The organism is Gillisia sp. Hel1_33_143, from assembly GCF_900104765.1.
GTDB lineage: Bacteria > Bacteroidota > Bacteroidia > Flavobacteriales > Flavobacteriaceae > Gillisia.
On the sequence record NZ_LT629737.1, the window covers coordinates 772,334 to 794,892 of the forward strand.

Below are 22,559 nucleotides of genomic sequence, written 5' to 3' on the forward strand. Positions count from 1 at the left end.
AATTAGGGATTATTTTGAATGACACCATTATTAAGCTCTATATGACGGTTGCAACGCTCTCGCCAAACTTCATCTCTACTGGTAACTATAATAGACCAATCTTTTTCTGAACTAAATAAATGGTTTAAAATTGCATTTTCATTCTCCTTATCTATTTGATGTAAAGGTTCGTTAAGTATCAATAATTTAGGCTTTCTAATTAAGCTTCTTGCAAGAATGATTTTCTTAGTAATGGTATGAGGCAATTGAAGTCCTTCCGGAAATATCGTGGTACTTAAACCATCGGGTTGCTGACGCACAAATTCTTTCAATCCCATTACATTTAGAACTGCAGAGATCTCAGATTGAGAAATTGAAGTATCCCCAAAAGTTAAATTATCCATCAGTGTGCCTTCAAATAAAGACTCTTCTGTAATAGAATGTCCTAGAAGTGAATGATAAAAGTTAATATCTATGTTTTTTAAAGATATTCCGTTCACATATATGGTTCCGCTATCTGGCTCTATTAATCCTGCAATGATCTTAAGTAAGATGGATTTCCCAGAACCATTAATTCCTTCCAAAAGGATCTTATCTCCAGTTTTAATGGTGAGATTCACGTCCTTGAGAACAAAAGTTCCATCATTTCTTTTAAAACTAACATTTAAAAGCTCAATTTCTAAGGCTCCATTTTCAACAAAGCTATGATCACCTCCCGTAGGCTCTAATTTCTTATCTACCACTTCTCCTAATTTTTCTAGTGACGTAAGAAGATCATAAAAATTCTCTAACCCCATGATCATTTTTTCTACGGAACTAATAATCAAAAGAATAATGATTTCTGCAGCAACAAATTGACCGATATTCATTTGTTGATTTAGTACTAATAATCCACCAATTACTAGTAAACCTGCGGTTACTAAAGTTTTAAAACCAATCATCTGAATGAACTGCAATCTTAAGATTCGGAAATGACTTTCACGCGCATCCAGATATTTACTTACTAAAGCGTCATTCTTATTGATAGCATGTTGGGTCTTACCAGATATTTTAAAACTTATAAGCGTTCTCGCCACTTCCTGAATCCAGTGAGCGATCTTATATTTCATTTTAGACTCTTTTATACTGGTTTCTAATCCGCTTTTTGCAGTAAATCTAAATACCAGATAAATAAGCAAAACCAAAAGAATTCCGTAAAAGATAAAAAATGGGTGATATAATGACAGTAATATAAGTCCGAAAACAATTTGTAAAACTGCTGCTGGAAAATCTAAAACCAGTTTAGAGATCCCTTTCTGGATAGTAATTACATCAAAAAACCTATTTGCTAATTCCGGCGGATAGAAATTCTTTAATTCAGACATCTTTATCTTAGGAAATCTATACGAAAATTCAAAAGAGGCACGAGTAAAGATCTTTTGCTGAATATTTTCTAGAATACGTATTTGCATTAACTGTAAAATTCCTACGAACGCAACCCCAAGCGTAACAAGGGCTACAAGCACGATCCAAGAAGTAGTGATTCTAGCCCCCTGAATAAGGTTTACAATTGCCTGAATTCCAAGTGGCACAGAGAGATTCACCAACCCTGCAAAAATTGCATAATATAAAATCTGTAAAAAGTCCTTTTTCTCTAGCTTTAAAAGACCAATAAAGCGCTGCCAGGTAGTTAATTTATCTTCAGTCATGATTCTCTAATTTTAAAGTTTTTTCAACTAGGTCTATAAAATAATCAGTAACTGTGATCTTGGCATCGCAATCTGTAATAGATGTGATATGATCTCTTAAAAAATGCTGATGTAATGCACCATCTATAATCATACTAGATAAGCTTAAAGAAAATTTATACTCTGGAGCCACCGTATTTACCATTTCAGCTATACGGCCAACCACTCTCTTATATACAGAAAAATAACCTCCTTTATTATCTGTATCTACTTCTTTGGTAAGATAAGATTTTGAAGATTCATTAATAATAATATTGTTTAAAGCAACTTCATTTATATGCTCAAAGCGAAAATCCTGTACCACAGGATGCGTCATCACCTCCACACCTTTAATTAATTTTTGAGTAGGATTGCCCATGCCGTGAGTAGATATAGTTAGCTGAAATTCTTTCCAACCCCAATACCAATTTGTAATATAAACCAGAAATTTGTGCTTATTCTCAAAGTATCTGTAAATAGAACTTTCATTAGAATTGATCTCCGCACCCAATTTCTTAAATGTGAATTTCTCAAACCCAATTTGATGGATTAAGAGAATTCCATTTCCCACAATCTTCTTACCAAGCTCACTAGATTCAGGATCTTTGAGATATAAGTCTGAATTAATGGAAATTTTTAAACTACTAAATAATTTATCCACCTTACTAATTTTAGTCTTGCAAATATAATAGTATTACTATTAACTATTAGTAGCTTGTCTATTAATTTTAGTTAAAACTTAAGAATTTCCATTCTTTAAAATTATAACTTATTGATTGTTAGATATATATTCACTACACAAATGAAATAAATCAATAGATAAAAAGATGGAATTATGATTTACAAGTAGATAATCAAATCTGATATTCTAAAAGAGGATACCAATAATGATATTTTCAGATTAGATAAACAAGCTAAAAAGTAATTTTAGCTTGAAGACAAGCGGAAAAGTGAAAGCACAGAGAAGCCTTCTTACACAAGAGAATGAGTTTAAAATAAATAGTAAAGAATTGATAATGAGCTAGAAGATAACTTAAACCTAAAATTCATACAAAACTCCTACCCCCAACATTTGTTTAAATTGGATCTTTGGCCCTTTTGCTTCTAAGACTCCATCTCCATCACTATCTTTTTTAGACTTCACATCGTCATCATATTTTAAGTGAGAGCCAATACTAGCCTTTACAAAGTCGTTTACAGTAAGGTTGATGTTTAATTGCCAGTCTACATCTACATTTCCAAATTTATTCAGGTAGTCTGAATATAAACTTAATTGATTTTCGACATTAATATTCTCAAACACCTCTTTAGTAAATCCACTTGTAAACAGAAAACCAAATTCTGTACGCACATTTTCCCCTTCTTCGATGATGTTACCTTCCTCATCTCTAATTGCCGGTCTTACCCCAAACATTCCTTCATTAGAAAGCCTTTGATCTAATACAAATGTAGATTTTTGAGTTACAGGAGAAATATACAGCGTAAGATCTTCTTTTGGATCTGTATATTCAGAACCAATCCCTAGAAACATATACCCCGGAGCCATAAATTTAGAAATAGGTTTTTCTGTATCTGGATATTGATATCCGTTGGAGAATTGAGTATTAAAATTGAATTTAGCAGAATAACGCCAGTTAGAGGTAGAATCTCGACGATAACCAAATGTAGAATTCACAATTAACTGATCGTCTGTTTTTCTAGTTTCTCGACCTTCTTGGGCATTTATCCCATAACGTAATGCAATATTAGATTTCCAAAGGGTATACTGCTTTTTATATTTACGTTCAAAATTACCATGAAACAAAGCTGAAATAGAATTGTTACCCCCAGCATTCCAATTCACAAATGCTACTTCGTTTAAGTTCACTCCCACCGCATTTTTTTGACTCCAAAGCAACACCACATCCTGATCTATAATTGCGGTGGTATCTACAGTAGTGGTGTCTACAGAAACTGTATCTAGCTTTAGTTTGGGGAATTTTCTTGCAAAAGCAGAATTTATAGAAATAAAAAAAGTTAAAAGCAATATCAAACCAAGGGTAGGGAGTCTTAAAGGCATCAATTTTTTAAAAGTTTTAGTCATAGATCTAAATGGTGAGTTATGGCAGCGATTATACTCTCAACGTCAATTTTTACAATTTCTTGTAATTCATCTAAACTTCCTTGCTCCACAAACTCATCTGGCACGCCCAATCTGGTAATCTTACCCTTGTAATTAAAGCGGGAAGCTAGCTCCAATACTGCAGAACCAAAGCCTCCTGCCAACACTCCATCTTCTACGGTTACAATATGTTCAAAATTATTAAAAATCTCCAAAAACAGATCTTCATCCAGAGGTTTTATGAATCTCGCATCATAATGAGCTACCCTATTCGCATCAGAAATTGCCTCTATAGCAATTCTTACATTTTCTTTTACGCTCCCTATGCTTACCACAGCCACATCACTCCCTGTTCTAATTCTAACACCTTTACCAAATGGGATCTTTACAAAATCTCTTTTCCAGTTCACATAATTCCCTCTACCTCTTGGGTATCTTATAACCAAAGGGCCCTCTAAGCCTAATTGAGCAGTATATAAAAGATTGCGCAATTCCAGTTCGTCTGATGGGGCTGCGATCACTAGATCTGGAATACATCTTAAAAAAGCGATATCAAAAACACCATGATGCGTAGCTCCGTCTTCCCCTACCAAACCAGCTCTATCCAAACAAAAGATCACCGGTAGATTTTGTAAAGCTACATCATGAATTACCTGATCATAAGCTCTTTGAAGGAATGTTGAATAGATATTGCAAAAAACCACGAACCCTTGAGTAGCCATTCCAGCAGCCAATGTTACAGCATGCTGTTCTGCAATTCCAACATCAAAAGCTCTATCTGGAAAAGCATCCATCATATATTTTAGAGAACTTCCTGTTGGCATTGCCGGAGTAATTCCTATGATCTTTTCATTCTCTCTGGCTAGTTCTACTAAGGTAAGTCCAAAAACATCCTGGTATTTAAAAGGAAGTCCGTTAGAATTGCTTGGAAGTAACTCACCTGTATCTGCAATAAATTTCCCCGGAGCATGATATTTCACCTGATCTTCTTCAGCCTGCTTTAAACCTTTTCCTTTGGTAGTGATAACATGCAGGAATTTAGGACCTTGAATATTTTTTAATTCTTCAAATACCTGAAGCAAACTTTTAAGATCATGACCATCTACCGGCCCATAATATTTAAAATTTAAAGCTTCTATTATATTATCCTGTGCTGGTTTTTTACCCACGGTGGCTTTGGTGAGATATTGTTTTAGAGCTCCTACACTAGGATCTATGCCTATAGCATTATCATTAAGCACTACTAAAAGATTAGCATTGGTTACTCCGGCATGATTCAATCCTTCAAAAGCCATTCCACTAGCTATAGAAGCATCCCCAATAACAGCTATATGTTGTTTCTTAGTTTCACCTTTTAAATTAGAAGCCAGTGCCATTCCTAAGGCTGCAGATATAGAGGTGGAAGAATGTCCTACTCCAAAAGTGTCGTAGATACTTTCCTCTCTTTTTGGAAATCCGCTAAGACCACCAAGACTTCTATTGGTATGAAAGCTATCTCTTCTCCCTGTTAAGATCTTGTGCCCGTATGCTTGATGTCCAACATCCCAAACCAATAAATCATCTGGAGTATTAAAAACATAATGCAAGGCTATGGTAAGTTCAACAACGCCTAAACTAGCACCCAAATGTCCTTCTTTGGTAGCTACAATATTTATAATGAACTTTCTAAGCTCCATGGCCAAAGCTTCAAGTTTCTCTTGTGGAAGTGCTCTAAGATCTGAAGGAGCATTAATAGAATCTAAAATACTTTTTGCCATAAAGCAAAGGTACATTTTGAAATTGTATTTTTGAAGATGCAATTAATTTTTGACGATAGCTATTTCATGAAAAAAGCCTTAGAAGAGGCTGAAATTGCTTTTGAACGAGGGGAAATCCCCGTTGGTGTGGTAGTGGTAATAGATAATAAGATCATTGCCAGGGGGCATAATCTTACCGAAATGCTGAATGATATTACGGCTCATGCAGAGATGCAGGCCATTACCTCTGCTGCCAATTATCTAGGAGGAAAATATCTAAAAGGTTGCACCATGTATGCGTCTTTAGAGCCATGCCAAATGTGTGCAGGAGCATTATACTGGAGCCAAATCTCTAATCTGGTTTTCGCCGCTAGCGATCATGATAGAGGTTATAGAGCAATGGGAGCCAAACTACACCCCAAAACCAAAGTTAAGAACGGTATAATGGAAGATGAGGCTTCTACTCTCTTAAAGCGATTCTTTATACAGAGAAGAAACCTCAACTAAAATAAGGTTTTTATTAAGACGTATGTTTAACTTCTTCTGGAATATCCCACATATTTTCTAATTCCTCCAAAGATTTCCCTTTAGTTTCAGGAATGAACTTGTAAGTGAAGATAATTATCCCCAGAATAAATGCCGAGAAGATAAAATAAGGTAAAGATCCATTCCAATATGCATTATTGTTCACTTCGCTTTCGGCAACCATTGGGAATGCCTGAGTTACTACATAATTCGCCGCCCATTGCGCTGCAACTGCTATAGACATTGCTGCACTACGAATATTATTCGGGAACATTTCAGAAAGAATTACCCATACTACAGGCCCCATAGACATTGCGAAAGAAGCAATGAATAATAGCACTCCAATTAAGGATAAAATCCCAACAGACCCTGTCATTAAAGTTCCTCCAAGTAATAAGAACCCTGCTAACATCCCAAAAGAACCAATAAATATAAGCGGCTTTCTACCAAATTTATCTACTGTTGCCATAGCAACAAATGTGAACACCAAATTAATCGCAGCTAATAATACCTGCTGCTTTAAAACATCTTCCTTACCAAAACCTAATGCCTGTTCAAAAATATCTGCACCATAATATAGCACTGCATTTATTCCTGTAAATTGTTGAAGTACAGATAAAATAGTTCCTATTACTATTATAGAGAAAACTCCTTTAGCAAAAAGGCTAATTTTAACTTTACTCTTGTCTTTCTGTAAAGATCTTTCTATTTCACCAAATTCAATATTCGCTGCTTCTGCACCATGAATTCTCGTAAGTACGCTTACAGCATTCTCCTTTAAACCTTTCATTGCAAGCCAACGTGGACTTTTAGGAACGAAGAATAAAAGAACTAGGAATAACATGCTTGGTATAAGTTCAGACCAGAACATCCATCTCCAACCTGTTTGAATATTTTCTTCTACCGTAGCGTTTTGCCCTATCATATAGGTAACTAAGAATACTACAAAGAAACCAACTACAATGGCTAATTGATAATAACTCACTAAAGTACCTCTAATCTTTGCTGGTGCTATCTCTGCAATATAAGTTGGCGCATTCATTGATGCAATACCAATTCCTAATCCACCAATAATTCTAAAGACCACTAATAATGAAACAGACTGCGGCAAGAATTCTGGCAGTCCAGAACCCCAAGCAGATAATGAGAATAATATAGAGGAGATAATAAGAGAATATTTTCTTCCTATTCCCTTACTTAGAGGCCCTGCTACAATGGCTCCAACAAAACACCCTAATAAAGCACTTCCAACAACCCATCCTTTCATTCCGGCATCGAGATCGAAATACTGACTGAAAAAATATTGAGATCCGTTTATTACACCGGTATCATATCCAAAAAGTAATCCACCTAGAGCAGATACAATGGTTATTAGAATAAGGTAAGTTTTATTTTTCATGAAAGTTATTTTGAAGAAGGGATAAATCTACATTAATATGTTTAAAAACTTTTACAATTTGGTGACTTTGATATAGTCTACATAAAATTTAGCAGGAAAAATAGCATCATCCACCTCTGGACCTCCAAAATTTCCACCTACTGCCAAATTTATTAAAAAATAGAAAGGTTTACGAAAAGGATATTCCTTCTCATCATAATTTTCTGGCGTAAAAGTATAAACTAAGTTTCCATCTACAGAGAAACTAATGTGATCTTCTGTCCATTCTGTTCTATAAATATGATATCCTTCCTCTATATCTCTTAGAGTGGTTTTCTTTGAATTTATAGTTTCTCCATGGCTTGCAGGAGTATGCAACGAGGTATAAAGCGTATGAGGCTCTTTCCCTACATATTCCATAAGATCTATTTCTCCAGAAGCAGGCCATCCAACTTCAGAAATATCTGCCCCCAACATCCATAAAGCTGGCCAGATTCCCTGACCCGTGGCTACTTTAGCTCGAATTTCAATATTTCCATATTTAAATTCAACCTTATCTTTTGTATTGATCTTTCCGGAATAATACTTATCACCGTCTTTAACAGCGGTGATCACTAATTTTCCATTTTCCAATTCAACAAAATCTCTGCTATAGATCTGGCGTTCTGCATTACCCCAACCACAAAGATCCGGGCAACCATCTCCCTCTTCATAACTCCAATTATCCATATTTAACTGATCCTTATTAAAAGTATCTTTAAATATAACTTTAGAGCATGAAGTAAGCGTGTTAGCGGCAATAAGCAATATTGCAATGCTGGAAATTTTGAAATTTTTCATAGAGCTAATTAATTCAAACTAAAGGTGATTTTTTTCAAGTCTTTGGAATTTCCTCCTATCATTACATCAAAATCTCCTACTTCAGATTCCCATTTCTTGTTAGCAGTGTAATATTGTAGCATCTTTTCTGTAATAGTAAAAGAAACATTTTTAGTTTCCCCCGGTTGTAGAGAGATCATTTCAAACCCTTTTAACTCCTTAACAGGTCTAGTTGTTGTTCCCACAAGATCGTGAAGATAAAGTTGTACCACTTCCTTACCTGCTACTTTCCCTATATTAGTTACAGGAATAGTTACAGTAAGAGTCTCTTCGGCATTCATAGCCTCAGAAGATATTGCTATATCTCCATATTTAAAAGTGGTATAGCTTAACCCAAAACCAAATGGATATAAAGCATCTTTAGCAACATCTGTATAATGAGAATAAGTTACATGTTCGGCATTTGAAGGTCTCCCTGTATTCTTTTGATTGTAATACAACGGCTCCTGCCCTACAGATCTTGGAAAAGATACCGGCAATTTACCTGAAGGGTTATACGTTCCGAAAAGAACATCTGCAATAGCATTCCCACTTTCTGTCCCTAAGAACCAAGCCTCAACAATAGATGGAATATTCTCTGCAGACCACGTAATTTCTAATGGGCGACCATTTAGAAGTACTAAAGCGATATTTTTGTTTACCTTAAAAACCGCTTCCAGTAATTCTTGCTGAAGACCGGCCAATTTGATACTAGCCTGACTTCTACCTTCTCCACTTTGAAAAGCATCTTCACCTAGAACCATAACCACCATTTCAGACTTCTTAGCCATTTCTATAGCTTTGCTAAAACCAGATCGATCTGTTTTATTGATCTCTAAAGGCATTAAAAAACTGCGTTCACCAACACCCAATGTAGTTCCCTGGGCATAATTGATCTTAACGTTTTTACCCGCTGCACTTTTTATACCTTCTAATACTGATACTGCAGAATTGGCTTCTCCTTGAGCTCTCCAATTTCCAATAGGACTGTCCTTATCATCTGCTAAAGGCCCAATTACAGCAATAGATCTTACTGAAGATTTTATAGGAAGCAAAGAAGACTCATTTTTAAGAAGTACTATAGACTTTTTAGCGGCATCTCGAGCCACTGCCTCATGCTCTTTATAAGAAATATTCTTAGCCACTTTAGGGTCTGAATATCTATATGGATCTTCAAATAACCCCATCATAAATTTTACACGAAGCACTCTTTTTACAGCATCGTTTATATTGGCAATATCTACTTTACCTTCATTTACCAACGCTACAAGACTAGTTTCATAAGCTCCGCCTTCCATATCCATATCACTTCCGGCGTTAATAGCAATTTCTGCAGCTTGTTTTTTATCTTTTGCTACCCCGTGGTTTATCATCTCTGGAATAGAACCCCAATCTGAAACCATAAATCCGTCCCAGTTCCAAGCACCTTTTAAAATGTCTCTTTGTAGGGTTTTGTTTCCGGTAGAAGGAATTCCATCAATTTCATTAAAAGAATTCATAAAAGTTGCTACTCCGGCATCTGCAGCATCCTTAAATGGCGGTAAGACAACGTTGTGAAGTACGTTTTCTCCAATATTAACAGTGTTATAATCTCTACCTGCTTCTGCCAATCCGTAACCGGCAAAATGTTTTGCTGTAGCCGCAATGGTTAATTGATCAGCAAGATCATCTCCTTGATATCCCTTAACTTTTGCAATAGCAACCTGACCTGTTAGGTAGGTATCTTCTCCCGAGCTTTCCATAATTCTACCCCATCTTGCATCTCGGGATATATCAATCATAGGGGAAAAGGTCCAGTTTATTCCATTTGCTACAGATTCTATAGCAGAAATTCTTGCTGTTTTCTCCATGGCTTCAAGATCCCAACTCGCTGTTTCCCCAAGAGGCACAGGAAAAATGGTTTTATATCCATGAATCACATCATATCCAAATATCAATGGAATTTTCATTCTAGAATTTTCCATTATCATTTTTTGGGCTTCTCTGGTAGCATCTACAGATAGCACATTCAGCATAGATCCTACAAGACCTTTTTTAAGATTGCTCTCTTTTTGTTTACCATCAAGTTCTGAAGCGGGTCCGGTAAGATCCCAACTTCCGTTATATTGAACCAGCTGACCTACTTTTTCTTCTAAGGTCATCATTGCAAGAACAGAATCTACTTTGGTTTCTACATTCTTAACGGAACTTTGGATTTTAGAATTTTGAGCAAATAATGAAATTCCACCGCATAAAAGACATAGGGTAAGTAAGCTATAGTTTCTCATTTGTATAAAATAAAATCCCGGGGGAAACCTAAATTTCCCCGAGATTGTTGGCTTAAAAAAATTGTAATTACTTATAAATTCTAACGTAATCTATCTCCATAGAAGATTCTTGGAAAGCAGGATCTATTGCTCCTCCAAGGCTACCACCCATAGCTACATTTAGCAAAAGATAGAAATCGTCCTGAAATGGCGTAGAAGTATCATTATCAAATTCTAGATGCGGAACTCCGTCTAAAAGGAAAGTGATCTTATCTGCTGTCCACTCTACTTCATAGATATGAAATTCTGAAGTAGCATCATTAACTCCTGTAACATCTCCTACAATAGCATTACCTCCCGAATTACCAGGCAGGTGAAGTGCAGATGAAACTCTACCAGGGGTATTCCCAACATATTCCATTATATCCATTTCTCCAACTCCAGGCCATGATTGCTCTGGAAAGTCTGCGCCAAGCATCCAAATTGCAGGCCATGTTCCACCTCCAGAAGTAAGTTTTGCGCGTACAGAAACTCTACCATAAGTGAATTCTTGTTTATTATTTGTAGTGATTCTTGCTGAAGTAAAGTTAAATCCACTTGTAGATTCTCTTTTAGCAGTGATTATAAGATTACCATCTGCAACTTTTACATTTTCTTCAGAATCTGTATAATATTGAGCTTCTCCATTTCCCCAACCATTGTCACCATTTCCTATATCATAGTTCCAATTGTTAGTATCTAATGCATCTCCATCAAACTCATCAGACCAAGATAAATCCTGAAATTGAGATTCAAATTCTTCTTCTACAGGAGCATCACCAAGAGTAGTAGTAAATTTTAAATACCAAGCTAATCCAGGATCGTTACCCATAATAGCTCTCACATATAAGGTAGTTTCTGTAATAGATAAAATCTCGTAAGAACTTGCACCTATGTAATAACTCATAAATCCACCGTCTGCTATATTAATAACAGTACCACTAGTTTGATCTGCTGGAAGACCAGAAGTTGAAGGGGATAATGAAACATTTTTAGTTCCTGAACCATCAAATGCTAAACAAGCATCATCTCCGCCAGAACCACCAAAATCTGCAGCATAAGAAGCGTTAAAGAAAGTAGCTCCATTGTTATTATAATCGTAAACTAGATCCTCTCCATTTAAACTAAAAGTTAACTCATCTGTATAGAAACAAGAAGTGCTTTCTCCAGCTTTGTCAAATGGCGGTGCAGCGTAATAGATTGGTGATGCAAACCCATCTCCTGAAGATGGACCAACTCCTAAATGTCCAGGCTGTGATGCTGCCACATACCAGGTTTTAGAATCTCCACCAGATAATAATTGTGCCGTTTCAGGATCACTAAAGTCACTAAAAACAGTAACAGTTGTCATTTTATTTGAAGGAACTCCTCCGGCTCCTGTTGCTATAACTTGAACTGTATAATCATTAACACCGTTCTTATTGAAGCTATGTGAGGCTGTTCCGCTTGGAGAAACTAATGTAAACCCATCTCCAAACACGTATTTATACGTCATTGCATCGTCTGCAGAAGCGGTGAAATTAACTGTTCCACTACCATCACCATATGGCATATCTGCATATTGCCCTACAACCTCAAAATCTATTACTAGATTAGAAGGTACGGTAACTTTTCCTAATTTATAATCGTCATCCTGACAGCTTACCGTCAAACCGATCGCAAAAAGAAAAAATAATATATTCTTAAACTTTTTCATCTTTATATTTTTAGTTACTTCCAAAAGTGATGTTGTCAAAATAAACTACGTTATCTGCATCTCTATCTTGAAAATCAGGGAAGATAATTATTTGGGTGATCACTCCTGTAACACCAGCACCAATACTTCCTGAAAGATCAAAGGTTAGTTCTTCCCATTCATTTATCTTAGTATTTGGAACCAAGATCTCTAGTTGAGCTTCTCCATTTGCTTCAGAAAATTTAAGACCTACATTACTAATAGTAGTTTTGTAAACCATCACCTTTACGATCTTATTAGAAGCATCAAATTTAAAATCTCCTAGATCTGCATTTCTTTTAGACTCTACACCCGCATAAGGCTGGCCATCTTTCAAGGCGGTAAATTTAGCCACTTTTGAAGATGTATTAATTCCGGTCTTACTTGGATTATCTACGATCTCTAATGCAGGATTTCCTGCATTTTCAAATACGTTCCAAGTGAAATTTGCACCGTAACCACCAGCTTCAAAATTAATTGGGCTGTAAGGAGCTGTACCACTAGGAGTTTCTCCTCCGTTATCTGTTCCACCTCCTGTTGTAGTTCCAGATTTAGAAAAATATAGATTGTCTATAAAAAAGGTACCTCCAACTTCTGGCTGAACATCAAATTTAAATTGGAAAATATCGTTTAGGCTAAGGTTCTGATCTGTGAAGTCTTTTAAAGATATCTCTAAACTATTCCACTTATTTGGTGCTACATTTAAAGCAACTTTTTGTTCTCCAGAAGCTTTACTGATCAAGTAAAAATCTATAGAAGTATAATCTCCAGACCATACATCTATATGAACTTTATCAAAACCTGTTACATCTATTTCTTCACCAAGGTCTATCCCTTGGTAATTAACATCACTATATTTAATAGCAGCGTTTCCTCCCGGAGTTACCATTTCATATTGTGTAGACTGTCCCCAGTCTGGATAATAATTAACAGCTGAAGGATCTCCATAAGCGTCACTAAAAATAGATCTTACATTAGCAGATGCTGCAGAAGGTGTTGGAGCGGCTGTTGTTGGTTCTTTAGAAGTTTCACCTCCGTCTGTTCCACCATTTCCATTCAACTCAATATCATCTATATAAAAATCTCCAGCAGTTGTTCCTGCAAAGTCTAAGAAGATAGAGAAAGAGTCATATTTTCCTGTTGGAACAAAAGGTGCTCCGTTCTCACCATCTCCATTTACAAAACTCTTTCTAGCATTAGTTGCAAAGTCAAAAGTTAGCTCTTCCCAACCAGTTCCACCATGATTTACTTCCACTTCATTAGCTCTTTCTCCATTAACACCAGCCTCTAATTTAAATAATACAGGATAAGCGGTCATAGAATAAACTTTCATAGTAATAGTTTTACTTGCACTAGAAAAGTCCATAGCTTCATCAAGCTGCACTGTAAGAGCTTCGTATTGCTCTCCATTATTGGTTACTTTACCAACTTTAGTATCGCTATTATTAATTCCAGATTGATTTGGGTTGGTTACAACTTCAAAAGTAGTACCAGTAGTTGCAGCTGCATATGCTAAATCTCCATCAAAATTCAAAGGTAATTTCAAAGGATCTCCATTATCTACAGCAGCTTTCATAATATCATCTATGTAGAAAGTACCATCCATTGTTCCTCCACCATCAACAAATAATGTTAGGATAGAATATTGTCCTGTAGGAACAAATGCTTCACCTACACCTTGATTCCCATCTATATAACTTTTTGTAGCACTAGTTGCAAAATTGAATGTCATTACTTCCCATCCTGTTCCACCATGCGTTGCTACTACTTCATTTTGGCGCTCATCATTAACACCACCTTCAAACTTCATTAATACAGACACTTCTTTCTGAGACCAGAATTTTATTGTAATTGTCTTATTATCTCCACTAAAATCTACCGGTGTTCCCAATTCGAAAGATCCACCTTCATATGCTACACCACTGTTTGTAATAGCGCCAACTTTAGTTTCAGCTGTATTTGCTCCAGAAAGATCTGGATTAGTGACCACTTCAAACGATGCTCCATCAAATGTTACAAATTCATAGTTAACAGTTGCATCATCAAAAGTTATAGGGAATTTCATTGCATTAGAAGCACCAGTAATTGAGATTTCTTCTGTGTATTCTAAGGTAGCTGCTCCGGCACCTCTAGCAACAACTCTTACGGTATAATCTCCTACTTCTGCATAGATATGAGTTGCAGTTTCTCCATTCATAATAGTTGTAGGCTCTTCATCTTCCATATCTCCAAAGTAAACATCGTACACGGTAGCATTGGTTGCGGTAGGTGTAACCATCACTTCATAAGGATTGGTTCCTGAGATTGCAACATCTACATTTAGATTTTCTGGAGCATCCATAGAGATTGTCACCACTCTTACCAATTCACTTTTTAAACCGGTAAGACCAATAGCAACAATTCTTAAATTAAATTCTCCTTCTGCATACGTATGAGTTGCTGTTTCACCCGGATTAAGGATGGTAGGAGTTTCGTCAGTTTCATCTCCAAAATAAACCTCAAATTGCGTAGCACCGTTTGCCGTTGGCATAACAGTTACTAAACCTTTTTCGTCTTGAGAGATATCAAATTTCGCATTTACGTCTGTAGGTGCAGATAAGTCATCTAACGCGTAGGATACTTCCTCGTCATCACAGGATACCGTTACAATACTTACTAAAAATAATACTAATAGGTGTTTAATATATTTCATTTTTACTTTGTTTATAATTATTAATATCCTGGATTTTGCTCCCAGTTACCTTGTGAAAATTCTATTTCTTCTAATGGAATCGGGAATATTTCGTTCTTCCCGGAAGTAAATCCATTTATAGCTTGCGCCGCTTTTCCAGTTCTTACAAGATCAAAGAATCTATGACCTTCTCCTACCAATTCTTTTCTTCTTTCAGAATAGATAATATCTGTAAGGCTGCTTCCTGTTACAGTTACTGGTTCTAGATTTGCTCTTTCTCTAACTTCATTTAAGTACATACTAGCTTTTCCATCATCTATACCACCACGATTTAAAGCTTCTGCAGCCATTAATAATACATCTGCATATCTAATAGATCTGTAATTGTTTGGCTGAGTTAAGTTTGCATCTCCAGCATTATCATTCTCGCGTGGAAGATATTTCCTGTTATAGAATCCTGTATGCTTGTACCCTTCAGCAAATGTTGCTCCTGTTTCTGCAGCCCAAGCATCAATATCTAATATGGAAAGATCTTTTCTAATATCTGCATCTGAGAAAATATCATAAGCTTCTTGAGTAGGTAGATTGAAACTATAGCCTGGCTCAAATAAAGGACCGGCATAATTTCTAATCCCTTGAAAACCTACTGCTACGTTACCTTCACTACACTGAAGACACTCAAAACCTGCTCCCTCTTCTCCTGTATATTGAACTTCAAAAACAGATTCTTCATTATTCTCACCAGCCTGCTCAAAAAGGTTATTAAAATTTGATAATGAATAAGGACCATTATCTATAACCTGAGTTAAAGCGCTTGCTGCTGGAGCAAATTTTTCTTGATATAAGTAAGCTTTTCCTAGTAAAGCTAAAGCAGCTCCTTTAGTAGCTCTACCAACTTGTGGAGCAGTATAATCTAAATTGTCTACAGCAAATTGAAGGTCAGACTCTATTTGAGCGTATACTTCTGATACTGGAGATCTAGGGATGCTTTTTTCATCTCCTAAAACAAATCGAGTATCTCCTTTAAGAGGAAGAGGGCCAAACCATTTTACCAGTTCAAAAGTGAAATAAGCTCTTAAAAATCTTGCTTCTGCAATTATCTTAGATTTACCTTCAAACTCGGTCTTGTCTTTAAATTCTAGAATGTAATTTGCGCGTTGTACTCCCGCAAAGTTCCAATCCCAAACATCATCCAAATTATCATTTACCGGAGTATGAGACATTGCATCTACTTGTTGAAACCCTATAACATCTGTAGCGCTTTCTCCACCACTTACCGTATTATCTGAGGCGATCTCACCTAGAAGAACGTTTACATAAGTAGATTGCAGGATATCATAAACCCCTATCAACGCATTGTAATAATCTTCTTCTGAGTTGAAATAATTTTCAGAACTAATATTATATTCTTGCGTATCCTTTAAATACTCTTCGCTACATCCATAACCCAATGAGAGTACGAGTAACAATAGAATAGCTTTAAATTTTGAACTATTTATCTTCATTATGCGATGTTTTTAAAAGTTAAGATTTAATCCGGCAATAAAAATTCTTGGCACCGGATAGAATCCGTAATCTATACCTCCTCCAATAGCTTCACCTGTAGATGCAGCAGGATCAAAACCTTTATATTTTGTAAAGGTATATAGGTTGTTTACTGAAGCATATATTCTTAATCTGTTGATACCAACATTGGAAAGCATTTCTCCAGGTAAAGAATATCCTAATTGTACATTTTGAATTCTAGCATATGAAGCATCTTCTACATAGAATTCTGAAAACGCAATGTTTGAAGTGGCTCCTGTAGTTAATCTAGGAACATCATTGCTAGTACCAACACCTGTCCATCTGTCTAGATATAAGGCGTGTCTATTCACATTAGGTTGATTTCTTGCATAGTTTCTTATCATATCATTCCCTAAAGAAGCATAGGTATATGCAGTAAAATCAAAATTCTTATAGTTTAAGTTGATGTTAAGCCCCATGGTAGCCGTAGGAATTGGATCTCCAATTTCGGTACGATCATCTGTATTGATAACTCCATCTCCATTGATATCTACGTATCTTAGATCTCCCGGCGCTGCTGCAGCTCCTAACGCTACCTGCGAAGGTGCATTATCTACATCTGCCTGAGTTTGGAAGATTCCATCTGTTTTATATCCATAGAAATATCCAATTGGAAAACCTTCCTGAAATCTAGCTGGTTGCGGCTGTCCTACTCCAAAATTACCACCGGCAATAAATTCAGTTCCATTAACCTCTGTAACTTCGTTCTTTAGAAATGTGGTGTTATAACTTACGCTGTAGCTAAAGTCATCTCCAATAATATCTGAATATTTAAAAGAAAATTCTACACCTTCGTTTCTGGTAGTACCTGCATTAATTGTAGGTGCTCCGGCTCCCGGCGCTCCTCCTCCAAATATTCCTGAAACTGGTATTCCCTGAACAAGTAGATCATTTCTATCTTCTCTAAAAATATCTGCAGTAATATCTAATTTGCTTTTAAACATTCTTAGATCTACACCAAAGTTGGTCTTTTCTGCTTCTTCCCATCCAGCACCCGGATTTGCTAATCTTCCTAGTGCGGTTCCATTAACTAGATTTCCATCTAATACATAAGTAGCCTCTCCATTAAGTAAGGATCTGTAAAATTCTGCACCTCCAGCTTCATCATTTCCTAGAATTCCGTAACTAGCTCTAAACTTTAAGAAACTTACTGTATTTGAATTCTTTAAAAAATCTTCTTCAGATAATATCCATCCTGCAGTTGCCGATGGGAAGTATCCAACTCTATTCTCTTCACTAAATCTAGTGGAAGCATCTCTTCTTAGCATTCCAGAAACAAGATATTTACCTTCAAAATCATATTGAAGCCTTCCAAAGAATGATAATTTTCTAATATCATATTTATATGCAGAGTTATTTAAACCATCGTTAGTACCGGTGGTTAAGCTAATATCTGCAAATTCATAAGAGTTGTTTGGAACATCATACCCTGTTGCATAAAGACCGTCACCCCATTCGCGAATAACCGTCATACCACCAGTTAAAGTAACATGGTGCATATCATTGAAAGTTTTATCATACGTACCAAAAAGGTCATATGTATAACTGTTATCATTAATTCTATTTTGGTTTACAGAACTTCTTACATTATTAAAAACTTTACTTGGTCCGTAGAAATCTATTATAGGGTTAAAGGTTTTAGATTTACTATTTGCTAAAGTGTATCCAATTCTAGAAGTAAATACCAATTCTTCTAATGGCTTATAGTCTAAACTAAAAGAACCATTAAACTTATTTAAGTTATAATCATTAAACGTATTCTCTATTTGAGATAATGGATTAATGATCTCATTCCCAAAGATCCCATTAGTATCTTGTTGATCTATTGCGAAAGTTGGAGCGTAGTTTAGTGCATTAAATAATACAGATCCTAAACCATTCTCATTAATAGATCTTCTATCAATACTTGTATAGATAGAATTACCAGTAAATTTAAATTGATCGCTAATATCAATACCTACATTGAATCTTGCTGTACTTCTTCTGAAATCAGATTTAGCAGCTCCAATAATACCTTCTTGATAAAGATGAGAACCACCTACAGAGTAAGTCACTTTTTCTGATCCTCCAGATAATGTTAAGTTATGATTGATAATTGGAGAGGTATCAAACACTTCGTCTTGGAAATCTGTTCCTGTACCCAGTCCACTTACATCTGGAAAAGGCAATGCTTGTCCATTATTTGCATAGCTTTCATTTATTAGCACTGCATATTCTGTAGCATTTAATACAGGGATTTTTCTCGAGGTCTGTTGCATCCCAATATATGTATCATATTGTATAGTAGGTGCTGTATCTTTCTTCCCTCCTTTGGTAGTGATCAATACCACCCCGTTTGCTCCGGCAATACCATAAATTGCAGCTTGCGCATCTTTTAGAATAGAAATAGATTCTACATCATTTGGATTTAAGGTTTCTAAACTGCCTTGATACCCATCTATTAATACAAGTGGACCATTCTCACTATTAGAGGCAACACCTCTAATGTTAATGTTGATTTCTGCTCCAGGAGCTCCAGAAGATGGAGTAACATTTACCCCAGCTGCAGTTCCTTGTAAAGCTTGCTCTAATTTAATAGGATTTAATTCGTCTATAGTTTTTGCCGAAACAACAGAAACCGCTCCCGTAATATCCTTTCTCTTTTGTGTACCATAACCAATAACTACTACTTCGGCTAAAGCTTCAGAGTCTGATTGCAAGGTTACATCTAAAGATTTTTGATTTGTTATGGTGATCTCTTTAGAAATAAAACCCACATACGTAAATTGTAACACATCTCCAGATGATATGTTATCGATAGAATAATTACCATCAAAATCTGTGGTAGTTCCCCTAGTTTCATTTTTCACTAATACATTGACCCCTAATAGTGGTAAATTATTTTCATCTGTGACATTTCCCTGAACCGAAAACGATTGCGCGCACATAGAAAAAATTCCCCCAAAAAGGACAATTACTAAGCATGTAAATCTCTTCATTAGATTATTTGTTAAAATTGCACTAGCAATATATTAATAGAATGTTAAGGCACTAACAATTCCACCTTTACAAAAGGCATACATTGAAAATAAATTATGTAGTGAAACACTAAAACCCTATAAAACAAGGAGTAAAATGTACAAATGTTTAATTAATAAATGATTACATAAACATATGTACTATATCAAATTATAGGTATTGTAGAGGTAATGTAGAGTTATTTTAGACTTTAGTAAAGGTCTAAATGGCTAGAATGTATTCCACTAAGTTCGTTTCTCGCGGTAAATCCATTTTTTTACGCAAACGATATCGTTTAATTTCCACACTTTTTACTGAAATATTGAGAAGTGGAGCGATCTCTTTCGAAGATAGATTTAATCTTAAATACGCGCATAATTTTAGATCATTAGAAGTGAGGTCTGGATGAAAGAATTTCATCTTCTTAAAAAAATCTTTATCTGCATTATTGAAAGCTTCTTTAAAATAATTCCAATTGTCTGCCTCACTGATATCCTTATCAATTGTCTTTATCACAGATCTTACCTTGGAAGAGTCTGATTCTTTTAATTGATCTTTTATGCTATTTAAGAATTCATTCTTCTTGATAAGACTCATAGTAGAAACAGCTAATTCTTTATTCTTACTTGCCATCTCTTTTTCAAGCTGTTCATTCTGCAGCTTAACGATCTTTTGCTCTGCCTCTAAATTCTGCATTTTCAAGGCCTTTTTGTTTTCTTCATTAATCTTTTGATGATGTTTATTGTATGCACTATTCACCAAATAAATAATAAACAAAAATAGCAATACATATACAGCAAGAGCTACATAGCTTAAATACCACGGGCGAGCTATTACAAAATTATATATAGCAATTTCGGTAACGGTATCACCTATCTTTCCTCTTACTTGAAATTCATAGTGACCATGAGGTAGATTATTGAAATTAATTCGTGCAGATTTAGACCATACACTCCAGGTTGGACTCAATCCAATTAACCGATAACTATAAAGAGGAAAATTAAATTTTTTAAATTCCGGTATACTATAGTCAATATTGATATTGTTAGATTTATAATGAAATGCATCTCCTCCTTTAAGACTCACCAATTCTGAATTATTATTTAGAGTGGACTTAATTATCCTATCTATTTGCACTTCATAAAGTTCTGCAGAAATTGCAGATTCATTAAAAGTAAGGTATCCATTTGCCGTCCCTAGCAGATATGTGTCTTGATTAAATCTTGTAATATTTTCATGGCCCTTAGTTACATTTCTAAGATCGTTAGGAAGGTAGATAGCTTTATAGTTATACTTAGAATTGAGAGGAGATAAACTTACATAGAAAACAGAATTATCAGAAAATCCCCAGATCTTATCGCTTCCCTCATTAACTATATTCCCTGAAATTCTATTTACCTTTTTTAGAACTTCTGCCAATCTATTATCCTTCGAGAATTCATCTGAAGTAGGCATATACTGGAAAATATCTTTGGTAGTGGCATAATACAATCTATCATTGAACTTAAAAATGCTAGAAGTTATACCCGATGTACCTTCAAATCTATAATTTTTAGAGTCGGTAATATCACGTAGGTCTTCAGAAATTGAAATTCTAAACACTCCTTTATGCTCATTCCCGATCCAAATACTCCCATCATCTTCTGGGACAATGAATTTGGATGAATGAGGAAAATTTTTGAGCATTGGAATATCTTCAAATCCATTTTCATTCTTTTTAATAAAACTGATACCGTTATAATGTCCCTGAATAAAAACGTTAGAAAAACCCTTCAACTTCTTTACTGTCCAGGTACCAGACCTATCAGAAACAAGAGACGCAATATTTTCGTTTACTACATACGTACCATTATTATGTCCACAAAATAAGGTGCTATCTACAATTTGTAAGCTCCAAACCTGTCCATTTGTTTCAGGAATTAGCTTAAATTCTTCTTCATTAATGCGTTTACAATACAAACCCTGATTTGTTCCTAGATACAAATAATCATTATAGACATACGAGGTATATACAGAGCCAATCTTCCCATTTTTATCTTGAAATAGGCCAAATGGGGAATTAAGATTAATAATACTTAAACCATTATCTAAGCCCGCCCAGATATTCTTTTCATTATCCAGAAACAAACTTAAGACCGTATTATTTAGCAAACCATTGGTTTGATTAAAGTGACTTAGTATTTCTCCATTCTTATCTATATGATATATCCCATTCTCTACAGTTCCTATTACCATAGTATCATCTAAAAGATCTATAGCTGAATAGATACTTACCCCTTGAATCTTATCTGTAAGATTTTGTTGAGACGGTATTAAATCATTTCCATCCCAATAATAAAATCCTCCGGCACGACCAATAAGCTGTAATTTATTCTCACTCCAAAATAGTTGCATTAATTCTGTTCCTTCCAACACCTCACCAGAAATAAGTAATTGTGGTGTTCCATTCTTAATTGTAAAAAGTCCCAGGTCTGCACGTTGAAAATAAATTTGATCATTTACCTTAAAAAGATTGGTAATTGGCTGCTCTCCCTTAGTATCTATTCTACTCACATTATCCGAAACAGGATCATAAAGATACAGCCCTTCAAAACTCTGAAAAATCACCATTTCTCCTAAATTTTCTATATGCCAAAACTGCTCACCATCATGTAAGGGCTTAGGAAATTTACTATTTAAGCTGGTATAATTTAAAGTTCCAAATTCATTCTTCACCCAATACCCTGCTTCCATATAAGCTCCGGTAAAAATCTTTTCTCCTACCGCTTTTACAGACCTTATAATAGTATTATTTGGAACCGGGTATAAGTTCCATTGCTCACCATTGTATTCCAAAAGTCCGGTGCCATTGGCTACATACAGATTCTTGTTCGTCCCCTGAGAGATCATCCAATTTTGATTCCCAGCATTGTATTGATTTGGATCAAAATTAATTACTGGCGGCAGCTCCTGAGAATAGCCAAGAGTAATACCAAGAAGAAAGAATAAATTTATAAGAAATTTCAATAGTAGAATTTTGAGCTAATTTAATTTTATTTCCGGA

General features: G+C 35.4%; 13 protein-coding genes. 1 reads left to right on the forward strand and 12 read right to left on the reverse strand.

The genetic code is table 11. The annotated features are described in order from the left end of the window. Positions 1 to 2 precede the first annotated feature (2 nt). The 4 genes from BLT84_RS03425 to BLT84_RS03440 all read right to left on the reverse strand — a co-directional run bounded on the left by BLT84_RS03425 (position 3) and on the right by BLT84_RS03440 (position 5,543). On the reverse strand, positions 3 to 1,667 hold the full coding sequence (locus BLT84_RS03425; RefSeq protein WP_034887473.1) for a peptidase domain-containing ABC transporter: 1,665 nt from the start codon (positions 1,665 to 1,667) through the stop codon (positions 3 to 5). Next, positions 1,660 to 2,346, reverse strand: coding sequence for a TetR/AcrR family transcriptional regulator (locus BLT84_RS03430; protein ID WP_091262913.1), 687 nt, complete (start codon positions 2,344 to 2,346; stop codon positions 1,660 to 1,662). Before BLT84_RS03430 ends, BLT84_RS03425 begins: the two co-directional genes overlap by 8 nt. A gap of 378 nt (positions 2,347 to 2,724) precedes the next feature. Continuing rightward, positions 2,725 to 3,768 carry a DUF3078 domain-containing protein gene (locus BLT84_RS03435; RefSeq protein ID WP_231929448.1) on the reverse strand — a complete coding sequence of 348 codons (1,044 nt, stop codon included), beginning with the start codon at positions 3,766 to 3,768 and terminating at the stop codon, positions 2,725 to 2,727. Further along, on the reverse strand, positions 3,765 to 5,543 hold the full coding sequence (locus BLT84_RS03440; protein ID WP_091262915.1) for a 1-deoxy-D-xylulose-5-phosphate synthase: 1,779 nt from the start codon (positions 5,541 to 5,543) through the stop codon (positions 3,765 to 3,767). Before BLT84_RS03440 ends, BLT84_RS03435 begins: the two co-directional genes overlap by 4 nt. A gap of 36 nt (positions 5,544 to 5,579) precedes the next feature. Here BLT84_RS03440 and BLT84_RS03445 point away from each other — a divergent pair, with 36 nt between their 5' ends. Next, a complete protein-coding gene (locus BLT84_RS03445; protein WP_091262917.1) occupies positions 5,580 to 6,029 on the forward strand; it encodes a nucleoside deaminase in 450 nt (149 codons plus the stop codon). Between the two features lie 13 nt (positions 6,030 to 6,042). On the opposite strand, the gene BLT84_RS03450 is transcribed toward BLT84_RS03445, so the two are convergent. The 8 genes from BLT84_RS03450 to BLT84_RS03485 form a co-directional block, all read right to left on the reverse strand. Then, complete coding sequence (locus BLT84_RS03450; RefSeq protein WP_091262919.1) at positions 6,043 to 7,446, reverse strand: sugar porter family MFS transporter; 1,404 nt, start codon at positions 7,444 to 7,446, stop codon at positions 6,043 to 6,045. A gap of 51 nt (positions 7,447 to 7,497) precedes the next feature. Further along, positions 7,498 to 8,265 (reverse strand): family 16 glycosylhydrolase, encoded by a 768-nt coding sequence (locus tag BLT84_RS03455; RefSeq protein ID WP_091262920.1) that lies wholly within the window; start codon positions 8,263 to 8,265, stop codon positions 7,498 to 7,500. Positions 8,266 to 8,273: 8 nt separating this feature from the next. Further along, positions 8,274 to 10,550, reverse strand: a complete 2,277-nt coding sequence (gene bglX / locus BLT84_RS03460; protein WP_091262922.1) for a beta-glucosidase BglX — start codon at positions 10,548 to 10,550, stop codon at positions 8,274 to 8,276. Positions 10,551 to 10,617: 67 nt separating this feature from the next. Further along, entirely contained in the window at positions 10,618 to 12,264 is a 1,647-nt protein-coding gene (locus BLT84_RS03465) for a family 16 glycosylhydrolase (protein WP_091267983.1), read from the reverse strand. 10 nt (positions 12,265 to 12,274) lie between these two features. Further along, entirely contained in the window at positions 12,275 to 14,974 is a 2,700-nt protein-coding gene (locus BLT84_RS03470; protein ID WP_091262928.1) for a PKD domain-containing protein, read from the reverse strand. Positions 14,975 to 14,994: 20 nt separating this feature from the next. After that, positions 14,995 to 16,458: a RagB/SusD family nutrient uptake outer membrane protein gene (locus BLT84_RS03475; RefSeq protein ID WP_091262930.1), complete on the reverse strand. Its 1,464-nt coding sequence runs from the start codon at positions 16,456 to 16,458 to the stop codon at positions 14,995 to 14,997. A 12-nt stretch (positions 16,459 to 16,470) separates the two neighbouring features. Then, on the reverse strand, positions 16,471 to 19,497 hold the full coding sequence (locus BLT84_RS03480) for a SusC/RagA family TonB-linked outer membrane protein (RefSeq protein ID WP_091262932.1): 3,027 nt from the start codon (positions 19,495 to 19,497) through the stop codon (positions 16,471 to 16,473). A 241-nt stretch (positions 19,498 to 19,738) separates the two neighbouring features. After that, positions 19,739 to 22,522, reverse strand: coding sequence for a triple tyrosine motif-containing protein (locus BLT84_RS03485; RefSeq protein WP_231929450.1), 2,784 nt, complete (start codon positions 22,520 to 22,522; stop codon positions 19,739 to 19,741). Between the last annotated feature and the right edge of the window lie 37 nt (positions 22,523 to 22,559).